Here is a 16,859-nt window from a genome sequence, read left to right as displayed (position 1 = left end):
ACTCATGAAAATTAATACTGTAAAATTTCCATTATCAAATGCTAGCAGGAAGGGATCGGCCAAGATGAATGTCATTCGCATCGCTGCAAAAATCGTGCTGCAAGTTATTGTCCTCATTCTGTTCACTCTGGCGATGAATGCGCTGGCCCGATGGCTTCACCTTCCGATTCCCGGCACGATACTCGGCATCATTGTATTATTTCTTCTGCTTAAGCTGAATATTGTTAAGCTCGACTGGGTCGAGGCCGGAGCAAGCTGGTTGCTTGCCGAACTGCTACTGTTCTTCATTCCGGCCGCAGTCGGAATTATGGAATATATTCCGATGCTCAAGAGTGACGGCGTCCGGATTCTGATCGTTGTCCTCTCGAGCACCGTGATTGTCATGGTCAGCTCCGGACTGATCGCCACGCGAATCAGCAGAAGAAAGGAGCAGAAGACAACATGTTCCCTGGACTGATCTGTCTTGCCATAACTCTTGTCGTCTATGTGCTCTCCAAGCATCTGTACCGGATTCATCCAAGGGTCTATCTGTCTCCGCTCCTGATCACGCCGCTTACCCTTGTGATTGGATTGATCTGGACCCAGATTCCTTATGAGACCTACCATTCCGGGGGCAAATGGCTGAGCTTCCTGCTGCAGCCAGCGACCATTGCGTTCGCGGTCCCGTTGTATAAATATTTTGATGTGCTGAAAAAACATATGGTCGAGATCCTGGCCAGCGTATTAAGCGGTTCGGTCGTTGCGATGCTCTCCTCGGCCATCCTGGCCAAGTGGATGCATCTGGATAGTGAACTGATTACGAGTCTGATTCCTCGCTCAGTTACCACACCTATTGCCATGAACATCTCCGAGATGATCGGCGGCGTGCCGAATATTACTGCCGTCTTCGTCATTATGACCGGACTGCTCGGAGTCACGCTTGGCCCGCTCGTTGCGAAGCTGTTTCGAATTGAGGGCGAAATTGCCCGGGGTGTCTTGTTTGGAACAAGCGCCCACGGCACAGGCACCTCCAAAGCCTTCGAGTTCAGTTCCTTAACGGGCACCATCTCCAGTATTTCCATGATTGTAGCAGGCTTGTTTACCCTGGTAGCCGCTCCAGTCATCATATTATTATTTTTCCATTGATGAGCATGAACCCCAGACTTGTGTTTCCTCCTAATTTTTATATATTGCTTTCTCTCTTGGCCTGCCTGACGGCAGGCTTCCTTTTTGGTTATTTCCTGTAACCGTAGATGTTTCGACATTGTGGAATAGGCCGAATTACTGTATGATTTTAGTATTTGGTTAAAAACTTCTATCTTGCAAAGGGGTACACAGGACGTGCTGTTTAACTCGTATGAATTCATATTTGCCTTCTGGCCCGTTACCTTTATTGTCTATTTTCTGCTCAACCGCTTTTGCCCGCCCTTATTCGGCAAACTATGGCTTGCTTTGGCCTCCCTATTCTTCTACTCTTGGTGGAGCATTAAATCGCTGCCGCTCATGCTCGGCTCGATCGCGTTTAACTATATTATGGGAAGAAGCATCAGCCACGCCAAGAAACAGGGGTCACGCAAGCTTCTTCTAACTCTTGCAATTGTCGGGGACCTGCTGCTGCTGGGATATTACAAATATGCAGACTTCCTCATCACGAACGTTAATGCATTAACGGACGCCCATATTAGTCTGCTGCATCTGGCGCTTCCGCTCGGGATCAGCTTCTTTACCTTTACCCAGATTGCTTATCTGGTCGATGCTTACCGGGGGAAAGCAAAGGAATATGACGTCGTTAATTATGTTCTGTTCGTTACCTTCTATCCGCATTTAATTGCCGGACCGATTCTTCATCACCGGGAGATGATGCCGCAATTCGACCGCAAGCGCGGAAAAAGAATCCTTCCGGGCAATGTAGCGCGGGGCTTGTTCATCTTCTGTATCGGTCTGTTCAAAAAGGTTGTCATTGCCGATACACTTGCGCCGATTGCGACACAAGGCTTCGATACTGCCAATTACCTGACCTTCATTGGCGGCTGGGTCACTTCGCTGTCTTATACGCTCCAGCTCTACTTCGACTTTAGCGGCTATTCGGATATGGCGATCGGGATTGCCCTGCTCTTTAATATCAAGCTGCCGATTAACTTTAATTCGCCTTACAAGGCTGTCAGCATCAAGGATTTCTGGGCACGCTGGCACATGACGCTCAGCCGGTTCCTGAAGGACTACATTTATATTCCGATGGGCGGTAACCGCAAGGGGATCTTCCGGACCTACTTTAACCTGGTTGCCACCTTTGTCATCGGCGGCATTTGGCATGGCGCCGGATGGACATTCATCCTGTGGGGGCTTCTTCACGGGGCGGCCCAGGTCATTCAGCGCTTGTGGCAAAAAACCGGCATAAAGATTCCTCGCTGGGGCGGCTGGTTCATCACCTTCATGTTCATCAATTTTACTTGGGTGTTCTTCCGCGCTCTAACCTTTGACGATGCCATCAAGGTTCTCAAAGGCATGGTGAATTTCCGGGATCTCGGTCTGACCCTGTCGCTGGATCTGGCAGGTAACGTTCTGCTGATCGCGGCAGCCTTCCTTGTAGCGGTGTTCGCACGCAACTCCATGCAAATGGCACGCAAGTTCAAGCCTACCTGGAAGCACGCTGTATATATCGCATTCTTGTTCGTATTCTCCGTGCTGTACTTCAACCAAGTCAGCGAGTTTTTATACTTTACCTTCTAGGAAAAGGAGATTATCTTCTTGAAGAACATTCGGTTTATCCTCTCATTCCTGGCCTTCGTTCTGGTCTTTGCAGGTGCAGTGGGCGGCTTCATGATCACTGTCGATCCGCTTCAGTTCTATCACAAAGCAGCGTATGAGCCGCTATATTCAGGGGAGCAGCGTTATCAGAATCCCGGACTGGCCAAGAACTATGAATACGACACCATCATCCTCGGCAGCTCCATGACGGAAAACTTCATTCCCTCCAAGGTAGAGGAAGCGCTTGGCGGAAAAGTGCTGAAATTATCCATCGAAGGCTCTACCTCCATCGAGCAGCGGATGATTGCAGAACTTGCCTTTGGTACCGGCCAAGTCAAGACAGTGCTATGGGGATTTGACTATTTCACCGTCCGGGATAATAATGTCCGGGATGCCGAGAGCTTCCCGTTCTATCTGTATGATGACAATGTATTTAACGACTATAAGTATATTTTTAATATATCCAATATCAAGCATGCTTTCGGCGCCCTTCTGCTGCCGAAGGACAAGTACCCCCAGTACCGGAACCTTGACCGGCTCAATAACTGGGATTCCTATGCCACTTACGGATCTAAGAAGGTGCTTGCCAAGTGGATAGAAGCTTGGAACTATGAGCAGACCTCCGGTGAGAGCGAGCCGGATTATGAACTGGCTAAGCAGCGTTTTGACGAAAATGTTCTCAGTCTGATCAAGGCGCACCCTGAGGTTGAATTCAAGATTTATTATCCGCCTTATTCGGTAATTCGCCAGCAGGTGTGGTACAAACTCAACCCGCAGCGCTTCTATAATCAATTGGAAATAAAGAAGTATATGCTGGAGAAGTTAGGGTCTATGGAAAATGTGACGCTCTTTGATTTTCAGAGTGATGAGAGTGTGACTTATCATTTGGAAAACTTCAAGGACCTATCCCACCATACCGGTGCCATCAACCAATGGATCGTTGAACAAATTGCTGCCGGAACCCATCGGATTACGGCTGAAAATGTGGATGAGCTGGCCAGCAAGCTGGAGCACCAGGCCGAGACGCTTGTGATCAATGAGAATGGTCCGATATTCTCACTTACACTTACGGTAGAAGGCCAGGAAGCTTCCTTTGTCCAGATTCCTACAACCTCGAAGGATCAGGTACGGGTTGCTGTCAAGGACTTCGCAGAAGGCACGGACACGGCATTCGCTTATGACAACGACACCAAGCAGGCAACGCTTCAGCGGGGCAGCAACACACTCATTCTGACCGCTGACAGTCCAATCGCTACCCTGAACGGCGAAGCAGTCAACCTTGATGCTCCTGCTGTTATCGTACAAGGCCGTCTTGCCGGCCCATTGATGCAGATCGTGAAGCTGCTGGGCGGGAATATCGCGGTTACCGAAAGTGAAGACACCTACTTTGTCAATTATGATATCCAGTGGTAAATATACAGAAGAAGGTGTCCTGGTCATTTATGATGACTTCAGGACACCTTCAGTTTTATTGCAGATATTATAGAGGCAGCACCTTATGAACACGTACTTAGAGGTTGTTGATTTGCACCGGCTTTCCGGTTCTGGCCGACTCCAAGGCCGCACAGGTTACCCACTGTGTCTTCAGTGCGTCGCCATAGTCGGAGCGAATCCCTGAAGTATCGCCTGTACGCAGCGCATGTATGAAGGCTTCACTTTCTGTTCTGTATGGATTGTCCTCAATTCGGAAACTGCTCTTCTCTCCGGACAGTGACACCTCCAGAACATCCGGGCTCCATGACAGGATTCCCTGATCGGTATAGAGGCTGAGCCCCACCTCTCCAACGCCCGCAGGCAAAACACAGGTATTGGAGATATTCGCCACGGCCCCGCCCTTCAGCTTCAACGTAACCGTACCTACATCCGCCACACTGACTCCTTCATACTGCTCATGTACCACCCGGTTCGCATAAGAGGCGTATACCTCCTCAACTTCTCCGGCAGTATATCTGAGCAAGTCCACAATGTGGGTCGTCTGCTCGATGAACTGACCGCCCGAGCCGCTCTGCTCTCTCCACCAGGCTACTTGCGGCATATCGCCCATCCAGCAACCAAGAGCCATGCCAACCGTCTTTCCTTCAAGGATTTCCTTAAGCTTAATCGTCAGTGCCTTATAACGGAGATGATACCCTACAGAGTGAATCAGCGGCTGGGAGCTTGCTTGAAGTCTGGAATAAATATCGAGAGGGTATCCAGTTCCGCCCCGAGCGGCTTCTCTACGAGAAACGGGATGCCGCGGTCAATCAACTCGGCCTCAATTGTCCCGTGCGCATGAGGAGGAATACACAGATATACCGCATCCAGCTTGACGCTATCCAGCATATCCGCCAAATTATCATAACCCTTCGAGCCCTCATATCTGGAAGCAAGCGACTCCGCTTTGGGCAGGCTTGTCCCGCATACTGCAGCTACCGTCACCCCATCCATCGCTGCCAATATATCACCATGAACCTTGCTAAACCATCCTGTACCTACAATTCCAATCTGCAGCTCCATGAATTCATCTCCCTCAGGTTATAATAAGCGTGCTAATATCTCTAGCCTATCCTCTCTTCCCAGGAATCTCAAGTCAGGAATTAACTGTAGTTGATAAAGTTACAGTTAAATTATATACTATCGATGTTTCTCATTTCATGTTCTCAGGAGGTTTGCCCCAATGTCAACTCAAACTAACATCAATTTGAATGATTTCTATACGCTGCTTCGCGAGCGGCATTCTGTACGTCATTATGATAAATCTGTCTCCATTCCGAGAGAAGAGCTGAACGATATGCTCGAGCTTTCCACCTTGGCTCCTTCCTCGTCGAATCTGCAGCCATGGCGCTTCCTCGTCATCGACGACCCTCAATTAAAAGAGAAGCTGCTCCCGATCGCCAACAATCAGCAGCAGGTTATAGATGCCTCCGCAATTGTTGCCGTGCTTGGAGATTTGAAATCCTTTGAGAAGGCAGATGCCATTTATTCCAAGGCTGTAGCAGGAGGATATATGGATGAGGCTACCAAGGCGGCTTTTGTAGATCGTCTCGAGAATACGTATGGTTCTTTGCCAGCCGAACGCCTGCATAACATCAATACTTTTGATGCCGGTCTGATTAGCATGCAGTTCATGCTCATTGCAAAATCCAAAGGCTATGATACGGTGCCTATGGGAGGGTTCAACCCCGAGAAATTCTCGCAGGAATTCCAGCTCCCTGACACCTTGAGGCCTATTCTGCTGATAGCTGTAGGCAAAGCAGCCAAGCCAGCCCATCCTACAGTACGCTTGCCGCTGGAGCAAATTGTGAACTGGAATACCTTGTAATACGCATATTGCTCATCATCGAGCAGCAACCGGATGATGTCGGAGACTTTCCCCCGACGTCATCCGGTTTTTTATTTTGGAATAACCTTACATCCTCTGTAAAGTTGATCTCAAAAACTCATCAACTTGATCTCAATAAGGCTTTGTTTATACTTTACATAGACATTACAATGGAAGTAATAAATATCGTGAAATCATGTACAACTGGAACCCTGAGAACCGGTGTGATTTACGGCAAAGTGAAAGGTGGAGAACGACCATGACGATTACAACGAGTACAGCCCAAGAGCTTGAAGCAGCACAAGCATATGTGAATGAGGTTTATGAGGCAGTGAAGAAACGGAATCCTGGTGAAAGTGAATTTCACCAAGCGATAAAAGAAATCCTCGACTCTCTTGTTCCTGTGTTTGTCCAAAATCCGAAGTACAAGGAGCATGCCATTCTGGAACGCATTGTTGAACCGGAAAGACTGATTACGTTCCGCGTGCCATGGGTCGATGACCAAGGAAAGGTTCAAGTCAACCGCGGCTTCCGGGTCCAGTTCAGCAGTGCTATCGGACCTTACAAGGGAGGACTTCGCTTCCATCCGTCCGTTAACGCCAGCATCATTAAATTTCTCGGGTTTGAGCAAATTTTCAAAAACTCCTTGACCGGCTTGCCAATCGGCGGCGGCAAGGGAGGCTCCGACTTCGATCCTAAGGGCAAATCCGATCTGGAAGTCATGAGATTCACCCAAAGCTTCATGACAGAGCTGTCCAAATATATCGGTCCTGACATCGACGTACCGGCCGGCGACATCGGCGTTGGTGCCCGTGAAATCGGCTATATGTTCGGGCAATACAAGCGGATCCGCGGCGGCAACGAAGCCGGCGTCTTGACCGGAAAAGGCCTGCTGTACGGCGGAAGCCTTGCCCGGACCGAAGCTACCGGTTACGGTCTTGTGTATTTTGCCAATGAAATGCTCGCTTCCAAGGGTGACAGCTTCGAAGGCAAACGGGTTGTTGTATCGGGCTCAGGGAATGTCTCCATCTATGCCATTGAGAAGGCACAACAGCTTGGCGCAACCGTCATTGCCTGCAGTGACTCCAACGGTTATATCTATGACAAGAACGGCATTCAACTGGATACCGTAAAGCGCCTGAAAGAAGTGGACCGCAAACGGATCAAGGAATATGTGAATATTCATCCTACTGCGGAATACTTCGAAGGATGCGATCAAATCTGGAGTATCCCGTGCGATATCGCACTTCCTTGCGCTACGCAAAATGAAATCAACGCTGAATCGGCACGAAAGCTGGTTGAAGGCGGCGTGAAATATGTTGCTGAAGGCGCAAACATGCCTTCTACGCTTGAGGCTATTGACATCTATCTTCAAAACGGAGTTTACTTCGGACCCGCCAAGGCTGCCAATGCAGGCGGCGTAGCTGTATCCGCGCTTGAAATGTCCCAGAACAGCGCACGTCTCGCCTGGAGCTTTGAAGAAGTGGATGACAAGCTGAAGCAGATCATGAAGAACATTTATAACAATAGTGTCCAGGCAGCCGAGCAATATGGCCACCCCGGCAATCTCGTTGTCGGCTCCAACATCGCCGGTTTCCTGAAGGTTGCCGACATTATGGTCGCCCAAGGCGTTATCTAGAATTGTAAAGTTGACCAAATAATCATTCGTGCAGGGCAACGTATGAACTTATGCCCTTTACCTATGCTCTGCTTTTGTTCAACTTATGTTAAAGTAAAGCAGCCCCTGCCGGGAGGCCCGCATCAAAAAGCGGGTTTCGGCAGGGGCTGCTTTTTTTAAGCTAATTCAATTAATACGCAAGTGAATCCAAGGCTTTGATGTGGCTCAGATAGCGGATGTTGCTCGCTTCCTTCATAAGGCTGGCTGGCATGCCGCGCAGCTGGCTATTGCTAGCTCCGACCGTAGCTACTGCATCCTTACGGCCCAAGCTGGCCAAGGTGCCTGAATTGACCGGATGGAAGGTCTCCATATGTCCGCCCTTCAGAAGCGCAGACAGGTTATAGCCGATTAACTCGCCCATTTGCCAAGCGATTTGGGCTGTCGGAGGGTATGGCCGTCCGTCCGGGGCGAAGACAACTGCGCTGTCTCCGGCGACAAATACGTCGCTATGCGAAGTGGACTGCAAATACTCATTGACCGTCGCCCGGCCACGGTTCACTTCCAGACCGCACTCGCTAATGAGCGGATTGCCCTGAACGCCGCCTGTCCAGACGAAGGTGTTAGCCACGATTTTCTGCCCATCCTTTAACTCGATCGTGTTCCCTTCCACATTGGTGACTGGCAAACCAGTCAAGAAGGTAACCCCCCGGCTCTCCAGACTGGAGGTAGCCCGTTCGATCAGATTGTCGGGAAGTACTGGCAAAATCTTAGGACCCGCTTCAACCAGCAACAGGCGGATTTCCGAAGGATTGATTCCGTACTTTTGCGTCATCTCCGGCAGTTTATCGGCAATTTCACCGACCAGTTCAACACCCGTCAAGCCGCCGCCGCCAATCAAAATCGTGCCATCGGCAGGATTTTTGGACTTGGCATATTCAGCAAGCTTGGCTTCCACATGCCGGTGAATGCGCTCCGCATCCTCCGCAGATTTCAACACCATGCTGTATTGCTCCAGTCCTGGAATTCCGAAATAGGCTGTCACACTGCCCAAACCAACGACCAGCGCATCATAGGACAAAAGTGTACCGTCACTCAGCTTAACTTCCTTGTTCTCAACAGAGAATCTCTCTACCTTTGCCACTCTCAGGTCGATATCCTTCCCCTTGAACAGCTTCTCCAGCGGAAGAGCAACCGCACGTTCCTTCACACTGCCTGCTGCAAGCCGATGCAGCTCGGTGATAATCTGATGGGTGGGAAATTGGTTCACCACTGTGACTCTGGCTTCCTGCTTGCTCAAATATTTGCGAACGCTAAGCGCGCTCAATACACCGCCGTAACCGGCGCCAAGAATTAAAATATGCTTAGACATCTGGAAGACTCCTTTCTCACAATTGATGTATTATTGTCCGCGCTTCTCGCCGGATACTTGAAGATAAGCCTGAACAAAACGGAACAGACGCTGTGCCTCCGGATCCTTCAACAGCTTGAGCAAGCCGAACATGCCGATCGTCTCCTGACTGGCCTCTGCACGATCCTTCGCCTCGATGACATTAGCGGCAATAGCCTTTGCGGATTCCTTCACCGGCCCGCCGATCTCCGCGATCGCTCCGACCATATCGCTTTTAAAGGTCGCGTCATTAGCAAGTGTCTTGACGAAGTCATAGGACTGGGTCAAGGTGCTCATCATTTCTGTCAATTTAGGCAATTGTTCAATTAGTGCCGTAAGCGAATTCTGGGTCTCTGGTTTAAGCAATTGCTCCAGGAGCGCCTGCGGTGTAGCCTGAGCTGCAGAACCTGCAGTGTCTGCGGTGTCCAACGCCTCTTGAGCCGAGTTCACATCGGTAATCATCTCTGACATGTTCATTCTCCTTTTGTAAGTTAGTGAAAATTTGTACATTCCTAAACATAAACAACCCAGTTAACATTGTAGCACATTTAATATAAAAATAGTCACCAAACGTTTGGTTTGGCGACTATTTCCGTGACATTAATCATATTCATTTTTTCAACCTATATATTGTTTATTGTCGAGTTTAGTTCAAGCACTGTTCAATCTGCTTGCGTCCATTCTGCACCTATCTGCTGCAAGAAGTCGAAGAACAACCGCTCGGTTGGCGGAAGCTCCCGGTTGATCGGGACAATGACTCCCACATCCCGCTTCACCTGCGGTCCTGCAATCGGAACCGCGACAATGGAAGAGGGGATATGTTCTCCAAGGGCAATTTCTGGCAGCACAGTAAGGCCTAAACCGGCAGACACAAGTCCCTTGATGGCATCAAGGTCATCCCCCTCAAAGGTTACTCTCGGCTTGAATCCCACCTTCGCGCAGGCTTCGACAACAAGATCCCTAAGAATGAACCCCTCCGGAAATAGCACAAACAGGTCATCCTTCAGACCATCCAAAAGCACAGACTTGCTGTGGGCCAAATTGTGGTTTGCCGGAAGGAGCGCCACGAATTTCTCCTCGAATAGAATGGTACTCCGAACCTGCTGTTCATTGGTCGGCACAGGGCCCATCACAGCCAGATTCAGTTCGCCGCCGATCACCCATTCCACCAGCTCCTTATAGGAGCCATGCTGAAGATGGAAATGAACTGCCGGGTACCGCTCCCTGAACAACGTGACTACGCGGGGAATAAGCTGCGAGGCGAGACTGCTCGGAAAGCCGATTCGAACTATCCCCCGCTCAGGATCAAGATATTCGCTGATTTCCTGCTTTGAATGCTCAATCACGCTCATCAACTGCTCCATATGCTTCAGAAACAATCGCCCGATCGGCGTCAGCTTGACCTTGCGTCCTTCATGCACGAACAAATCCACTCCAAGCTCCGCTTCCAGCTTGAAAATCTGCCGGCTCACCGCTGACTGCGACACATGCAGTGCATAAGACGCCTCCGTCACATGCTCCAGCTTCGCAACCTCGATAAAATACTGGATTTGCCTCAGTTCCACGGTCCCACCCCCGAATCCTTCTTCACCAAACCCTGACAACCCGCGTCAAGTTCCAGATATTAAACCCCATTATAGCGGGTAAAGAGGAAGAACGGAAGGCTCTTCAAGAGAATTCAAAAAGACTCGCCCAATTTACGCATGCAAGCAGAGGCGCGGACGAGATCTTAGTGTTGCTATATTATTCATGTGATTTCAAATACCGAAATTCGGAGTCGCCTCCTAGTCCAACGGACGGTCAAGATGATATAAATTACGGTATCTCGGCTCACGCGCCATGAGTTGGGTATGTGTTCCCCGCATCAGAATCTTCCCATGCTCCATGAAGATTACCTCGTCCATCTGCTCGGCGAAGGCCAGATGGTGCGTGACCCAGACGAGCGTCTTGCCTGCGGTCGCTTCGAAGATCGTCGACAGCAGCTCGCGCTCGGTTCTCGGGTCGAGCCCGACGGTCGGCTCGTCCAGCACCAGCACCGGCGTATTCTGCAGCAGCACGCGCGCCAGGGCGACGCGCTGCCGCTCTCCGCCGGAGAAGCGCTGCCCGGTCTCCCGCATCGGCGTATCCAGCCCCTGCGGGAGACCCGCGATCAGTTCCGCAAGCTGTGCCTGCTCCGCTGCGTGCGTAATCTCCGCCATCTCCGCATCGTTCCGTCCCAGCCGAATATTGTTCGCCACCGTCGTGTCGAACAAATGCGGGGACTGGTTCAGCACGGAGATGACCTTGGGCATTCCGGCGTCGCCATAGGCCGCAGCCGGAATGCCATTGATGGTGACCTCGCCCCCGGAGGGGGCTAAGGCACCCTGGATCAGCTTCAGCAGCGTCGACTTGCCGGCTCCACTGCGCCCGATGATCATCACCCGTTTGCCTTGGGAGATGTCCAGGGATACTCCGTCGACGGAATAGGCACCGTCTCCTTCAAGTTCCATGCCTGCATCGTAGGCGAAGCGCACCTCAGTCAATCTCAGACGGGCGCTTTGCGAAGCGCTCCGAATCTCCTCCTCGCTAATCCCGGCCGGAATGGAAGCAGCCTCTCCTTCCGAGGCTGCTCCATCCGGGCTTGAGCCGGAGATCCGTTCCAGCCGTGCCAGCGACATCTGATATTCCGGCAGCCGCTGCACAGCCTCCGATACGGGCAGAAAAGCATCGGACAACGGAAAGACCACCAGCACGAAGGCCGCGATCATCACTCGATCCAATTCACCTGCGGCGACCTCTCCGCCCGTCCAATAAATCATGGAAATGACTGCTAGCCCAATGACCATTTGACCGATCAGAGCACGGGCACGGCCCCATGCCTTAAGCTTCCGCTCCTTGCGGGTAACCGCTGCCTCATCCTGCTCATATTCGCTCAGAAAGTCGGCGGGACGACCGCTAATCACCCAATCTCCAATGCCCATCACGGCATCCGTAAGCTTGCTGTACAGACCGTTGCGCTCCTCCTTCACTGCCTTATCCAGACTGCGGGTGAGCTTAAGCGAAATATAGGGCAGGACCGCCACAAGAATAAAGATATACGCAGCCATCAGCAGCGCAAACGGAAGATCAAACAATCCGAGCAAGGCAATCGCCGCCCCATAAAGCACGATAGCGACCAGGCTTGGGAATACCGTGCGGATATAGACATTCTGCAATTGCTCAATATCGTCTGCCAGCGCACCCAGGATATCTCCGGTCCGGTACCGGGAGCGGATAAGCAATGCCTGAGGCTCCAGCATCCGGTAGAGGCGGACTCTCATCTTGGATAAAATGCGGAGAACGGTATCGTGCCCGACCAGCCGTTCCACGTAGTGAATAACCGAACGGCCAATCCCGAAGGTGCGAACTCCTACAATCGGCACATAGACGAGCAGTATATTATACGGCAGGGTTGCCGACTTGGAGATCAGAAACCCGGAGGTAAACATCAGCATGGATGCTGCCAGCAGGGTAAGCACGCCAAGAATGAGATACAGCACGAAGCGTCCGGTATAAATTTTGAAATAAGGTGCGATCCACGAATCCCGTCTCATCGGCCGTCCTCCTTCTGCCAGCTGGCCAATGCATAATAAGCTCCACGGGCCAGGATTAATTCTTCATGCGTGCCTATTTCAACGATCTGTCCTTGATCCATCACCACGATCACGTCCATGTTCTTCATCCAATGAAGCCGGTGGGTAGCCATGATGACCAGCTTGCCTTCAAACAGCGGTAGCATCGTCTCCTTCAGCTCATACTCTGTCTCGATATCGAGATGGGCGGTGGGTTCGTCGAGTACAATAATCGGCCGGTCGCTCAGCAACGCCCGAGCCAACGCGACCCGCTGCTCCTGCCCGCCGCTGAGCGGGCGCCCTCCGCCGCCGATCATTTCATCCAGCCCGTTCGGCAGTCCAGAGACAAGGCCTCCAAGCCCTGCCGCCTCTGCAGCGCGGCGTACGTCATCCAGGGAAGCAGCCGGCTTATTGAAGCGGATATTATCCGCAAGTGAGCCGCTGAATATATACGGTTTCTGCGGGATATAGGTGATTTGCTCCCGCCAAGGCGCAGCGGAAAGATCGCCTAGCGGGCTTCCATTCAACTCGATACTGCCGGCGGTCGGACGCAGGAAGCCTCCAAGCACATCGGCCAGCGTGGATTTGCCCGCCCCGCTCTCGCCAATAATGCCGACCTTGGTTAATCCCTTCAGCGTCAAGTCTACCGCATCCAGTGAAGCCCGTCCTTCCTGCTCATACTGAACACCCACACCTCGCAGCTGCAAGGTACTCTGTTCTGTCCATGTCCAGGAGACATTTCCCGGGATCGGAGCTGTCTTCGCAGCCTCTTCCTCTGCTGCGGAGATGATCTTCTCCATGGATTCTCCGGCTTCCTTCCCATCCAGTGTGGCATGATAATCCGCCCCCACCATGCGTACTGGCAGGAAAAACTCCGGAGCCAGGATCAGTACGGTCAGGGCCGGAAGTAATTCAATGTCTCCCTCGATCAGAGGCAGCCCAAGACTGACGGCCACCGAAGCCACCGACAACATGGTGAAGAAGTCCAGTGCGAAGGAAGACAGGAACGCAACTCTCAATGTCTTCATCGTTGCAGACCGGTAAGAATCACTGACCTTCTCGATGGACAAAATATGCTGCTTGCTGCGACCAAGGAATTTCAATGTCTCTAATCCCCGCAAAGAATCTACAAAATGATTAGAGAGCTGCTTGTAGGTTTTTAACTGTCGAAGCGTATGACGCTGCGCAGTCATTCCGATCAGAATCATAAAGACAATGATGATCGGAAACGTCAACAAGAGAATGACCGCGGAATTTTTGTTCAGCATGAACACGTAGATCCACACCAGTGCCGGCGTGATGCCGGTCGCCAGCATTCGGGGCAGAAACAGCTCCAGATAAGTGCGGAACTTCGTGACGCCCTCCAGAACAAGCGTAACCAGATTGCCCGTCCCTTCTTTACCCGCATAGCGCGGGCCTAATTCGAACAGCCGGGACAGCATTTGCTTCCGAAGAGACAGGCCCGTACGCTCTGCGAACCGCGCCGCTGTTCTCTGCATGAGCAGACCGCTGCATTGGCGCAGCCCAAAAGCAAGCAGGAACAGACCGACTCCGCCGGCCTGTTCCTGCAGCTTGCCGCCGGCAAACAGGGCGGAGATCACCTCCGCCAGCCATTTTGCCTGCATAAGTATGGCTATCGTCTGAATCAAGGTCAGCCCGGCCAGGATTCCCATCACCGGAATGATACCCTTGTATTTCATTAATCCGCGACCCATTAGTACTCCAAATGCTCCTTTTCGTGAACCCGTTTATGGAAGACAAAGTAACTCCAAATCTGGTAGCCCAATACGAATGGCAGCAAGGTCAATGCCACAATGGTCATCACCTTCAGGGAATAGCTCCCGGATGCCGCATTATGAATCGTCAGCGAGAAGGCTTCATTAATGGAGCTCACCATGACCCGCGGGAACAGCCCCACGAAGACGCCGGAGATCGCAAGCGCGATCAAGCCGCCTGTCATGCCGAATGCCCAGCCATCGCGCTTCACCTGCAGGAATCTGCCTGCCAGCAAGAAGCAGACAACCCCTACAACCGCCATGATGCTAAGAATCAAGCCGCGCACTTTGAAAATATCTGTCTGGAAGTAAGTCATGATCGCAAACAGAACTAACAATGCCGCAAGAGGGATCAGGAGCTTATGGGCAAGCTTCCGCGCCCGTTCCTGCAGACTGCCTGTAGTGCGCAGTGTAGCGAATAGCAGTCCATGTACCAGACAGAGCATGACCACCGTAATTCCGCCAACCAGGGTGTACAGATTAACCATATCGAACAGGCCGGCCTTCATTTCCATTTGGCCGTCAATCGGAAGTCCCTTAAGCAGACCGGAGAAGACAACGCCGAGCAGGAATGGTGGAATAATGCTGCCGATGAAAATCGAAATATCCCATGCGCCCTTCCACTTTTCATTCAGCACCTTGCCACGGAATTCAAAGGCAACCCCGCGTGCGATCAGTGCAAGCAGTAATACGACGAACGGAGTATAGTAGCCGCTGAACATCGTGGCATACCAATTCGGAAACGCCGCGAACATCGCACCGCCTGCCGTTATCAGCCACACCTCATTTGCGTCCCAGAAGGGTCCGATCGAATTGATCAGGACGCGCTTTTCTGTATCATTTTTAGCCAGAAACTTCGTACTCATTCCAATTCCGAAATCGAAGCCCTCCAGAAAGAAGAATCCGATAAACAATACAGCTACCAGAACAAACCAGAGCTCATTAAGAGATAGCATGGTATCCCTCCTTCGCATATGGATCGCTGCCATGATCATCATGATCCAGGTCGACCGCATTCGGCCCCTTCTTGATGACTTTCAGGAACAGGTACACCATGACGATGCCCAGAGCCGTGTAAATGGTAGAAAATGAAATCAATGAGAACAGGATCTGTCCGGAGGTAACACTAGGCGAAATACTGTCCTTCGTTTGCATCAAGCCAAATACCGTCCATGGCTGACGCCCGATTTCGGTCATAATCCAGCCAGCCGTATTCGCGATGAACGGAAGCGATATGCTCCACAGCATCGCACGGTAGAACCAGGTGTTCGGACGATCCAGCTTCTTCCGCCATGCCAGATAACAGCCATACATGGTAAGCAGGATCATCAGACTTCCTGCGGCAACCATGATCCGGAAGCTCCAGAACGTCGTCTTGACCGGAGGGATATAATCGCCAGGGCCATAAGTCTGCTCATATTCCTTCTGAAGCTCAAGCATCCCCTTGACTTCGCCGTCGAATTTACTATAGGACAAGAAGCTTAACAGATAAGGAACCTTGATCTCAAAGCTATTATTCTGATCAGTCGTATCAATATGGGCATAAATCGTCCAAGGAGCAGGGTCTCCGCTCTCCCCCCACAAGCCTTCGGAGGCAGCCATCTTCATCGGCTGTGTCTCAACCAGATATTGCGCCTGTTGATGGCCGGCCAATGCCGTACCGAACGAGGATACAAGACCCATGATTACTGCAATAATGAACGACTTTTTAAAGAATTCCACGTCTTGCTTGCGAAGCATCTTGTAGGCGCTGATCCCTGTGATCATAAAGGCCCCGGTCGCAAATGCGGCGAGTACCGTATGAGGGAATTCCACCAAGAGCTGTCCATTCGTAATCAAGGCGAAGAAATCATTCATTTCCGCCCGTCCGTTATTAATCGTAAAGCCCACAGGACGCTGCATGAACGAGTTAGCAGCCAAGATCCAGAACGCCGACATGGTCGTTCCGAGGGCTACCAGCCAAATGCAGAGCAAGTGTACTTTTTTCGATAGACGGTCCCATCCAAAAATCCACAAACCGATAAAGGTAGATTCCATAAAGAAAGCAAACAAGGCCTCTACCGCGAGCGGCGCACCGAACACATCACCCACAAACCGCGAATAATCCGACCAGTTCATCCCGAACTGGAACTCCTGGATGATTCCTGTGACAACCCCTACGGCAAAGTTGATCAGAAACAGCTTGCCCCAGAACTTGGTCATCTTCTTGTATTCTTCTTTGCCCTTTACCACATACAGCGTCTCCATAATTGCGATCAACACAACAAGACCGATGCTCAGCGGGACAAAAAAGTAGTGGAAAATCGTTGTCGCTGCAAATTGAAGCCGCGCTAGAATCAACGGATCCATCATTTACTCCCTCTTTCTTCTCTCGATATTAATTCTTAACTAATGTGAATTCTATCACGGCAAAATGAAAATGAACGGCTTAAAAGTAATAATTTTGTGACAAGAATCACAT

General features: G+C 51.2%; 15 protein-coding genes. 6 read left to right on the top strand and 9 right to left on the bottom strand.

Annotated elements, in window-relative coordinates:
- The first annotated feature begins 64 nt into the window (after positions 1-64).
- The 4 genes from KQJ23_RS03095 to KQJ23_RS03080 all read left to right on the top strand — a co-directional run bounded on the left by KQJ23_RS03095 (position 65) and on the right by KQJ23_RS03080 (position 4,140).
- On the top strand, positions 65-457 hold the full coding sequence (locus KQJ23_RS03095) for a CidA/LrgA family protein (protein WP_216477214.1): 393 nt from the start codon (positions 65-67) through the stop codon (positions 455-457).
- Positions 442-1,125 carry a CidB/LrgB family autolysis modulator gene (locus KQJ23_RS03090; RefSeq protein ID WP_216477213.1) on the top strand — a complete coding sequence of 228 codons (684 nt, stop codon included), beginning with the start codon at positions 442-444 and terminating at the stop codon, positions 1,123-1,125. The genes KQJ23_RS03095 and KQJ23_RS03090 overlap by 16 nt, the downstream gene beginning before the upstream one ends.
- Before the next feature lie 195 nt (positions 1,126-1,320).
- On the top strand, positions 1,321-2,709 hold the full coding sequence (locus KQJ23_RS03085) for an MBOAT family O-acyltransferase (RefSeq protein WP_216477212.1): 1,389 nt from the start codon (positions 1,321-1,323) through the stop codon (positions 2,707-2,709).
- Between the two features lie 18 nt (positions 2,710-2,727).
- Complete coding sequence (locus tag KQJ23_RS03080) at positions 2,728-4,140, top strand: copper amine oxidase N-terminal domain-containing protein (protein ID WP_216477211.1); 1,413 nt, start codon at positions 2,728-2,730, stop codon at positions 4,138-4,140.
- Between the two features lie 97 nt (positions 4,141-4,237).
- Here KQJ23_RS03080 and KQJ23_RS24075 read toward each other — a convergent pair whose 3' ends face one another.
- Both KQJ23_RS24075 and KQJ23_RS24070 read right to left on the bottom strand, forming a co-directional pair.
- Positions 4,238-4,771: a Gfo/Idh/MocA family protein gene (locus KQJ23_RS24075; RefSeq protein ID WP_346779335.1), complete on the bottom strand. Its 534-nt coding sequence runs from the start codon at positions 4,769-4,771 to the stop codon at positions 4,238-4,240.
- A gap of 98 nt (positions 4,772-4,869) precedes the next feature.
- The gene (locus KQJ23_RS24070; RefSeq protein ID WP_346779334.1) at positions 4,870-5,223 is read right to left on the bottom strand and encodes a Gfo/Idh/MocA family protein; all 354 of its coding nucleotides are present in this window, start codon (positions 5,221-5,223) and stop codon (positions 4,870-4,872) included.
- Positions 5,224-5,383: 160 nt separating this feature from the next.
- Here KQJ23_RS24070 and KQJ23_RS03070 point away from each other — a divergent pair, with 160 nt between their 5' ends.
- Complete coding sequence (locus KQJ23_RS03070) at positions 5,384-6,028, top strand: nitroreductase family protein (RefSeq protein ID WP_216477210.1); 645 nt, start codon at positions 5,384-5,386, stop codon at positions 6,026-6,028.
- A 259-nt stretch (positions 6,029-6,287) separates the two neighbouring features.
- Positions 6,288-7,667 (top strand): NADP-specific glutamate dehydrogenase, encoded by a 1,380-nt coding sequence (gdhA, locus tag KQJ23_RS03065; protein WP_216477209.1) that lies wholly within the window; start codon positions 6,288-6,290, stop codon positions 7,665-7,667.
- Positions 7,668-7,836: 169 nt separating this feature from the next.
- Here gdhA and KQJ23_RS03060 read toward each other — a convergent pair whose 3' ends face one another.
- The 7 genes from KQJ23_RS03060 to KQJ23_RS03030 all read right to left on the bottom strand — a co-directional run bounded on the left by KQJ23_RS03060 (position 7,837) and on the right by KQJ23_RS03030 (position 16,747).
- Positions 7,837-9,015 carry an NAD(P)/FAD-dependent oxidoreductase gene (locus tag KQJ23_RS03060; protein ID WP_216477208.1) on the bottom strand — a complete coding sequence of 393 codons (1,179 nt, stop codon included), beginning with the start codon at positions 9,013-9,015 and terminating at the stop codon, positions 7,837-7,839.
- Between the two features lie 30 nt (positions 9,016-9,045).
- Positions 9,046-9,504: a DUF1641 domain-containing protein gene (locus KQJ23_RS03055; protein WP_249529465.1), complete on the bottom strand. Its 459-nt coding sequence runs from the start codon at positions 9,502-9,504 to the stop codon at positions 9,046-9,048.
- 191 nt (positions 9,505-9,695) lie between these two features.
- Positions 9,696-10,598, bottom strand: coding sequence for a glutamate biosynthesis transcriptional regulator GltC (gene gltC, locus KQJ23_RS03050; RefSeq protein ID WP_216477207.1), 903 nt, complete (start codon positions 10,596-10,598; stop codon positions 9,696-9,698).
- 219 nt (positions 10,599-10,817) lie between these two features.
- Positions 10,818-12,605: a thiol reductant ABC exporter subunit CydC gene (gene cydC, locus KQJ23_RS03045; protein WP_216477206.1), complete on the bottom strand. Its 1,788-nt coding sequence runs from the start codon at positions 12,603-12,605 to the stop codon at positions 10,818-10,820.
- Positions 12,602-14,338, bottom strand: coding sequence for a thiol reductant ABC exporter subunit CydD (gene cydD, locus KQJ23_RS03040; RefSeq protein ID WP_216477205.1), 1,737 nt, complete (start codon positions 14,336-14,338; stop codon positions 12,602-12,604). Before cydD ends, cydC begins: the two co-directional genes overlap by 4 nt.
- Entirely contained in the window at positions 14,338-15,354 is a 1,017-nt protein-coding gene (gene cydB / locus KQJ23_RS03035) for a cytochrome d ubiquinol oxidase subunit II (RefSeq protein WP_216477204.1), read from the bottom strand. The genes cydD and cydB overlap by 1 nt, the downstream gene beginning before the upstream one ends.
- Positions 15,341-16,747, bottom strand: coding sequence for a cytochrome ubiquinol oxidase subunit I (locus KQJ23_RS03030; protein ID WP_216477359.1), 1,407 nt, complete (start codon positions 16,745-16,747; stop codon positions 15,341-15,343). Before KQJ23_RS03030 ends, cydB begins: the two co-directional genes overlap by 14 nt.
- Positions 16,748-16,859: the final 112 nt, after the last annotated feature.

Origin of the sequence: Paenibacillus brevis, assembly GCF_018919145.1 — a bacterium.
Classification (GTDB): domain Bacteria; phylum Bacillota; class Bacilli; order Paenibacillales; family Paenibacillaceae; genus Fontibacillus; species Fontibacillus brevis.
This window is presented reverse-complemented; position numbering and strand designations above follow the sequence as displayed.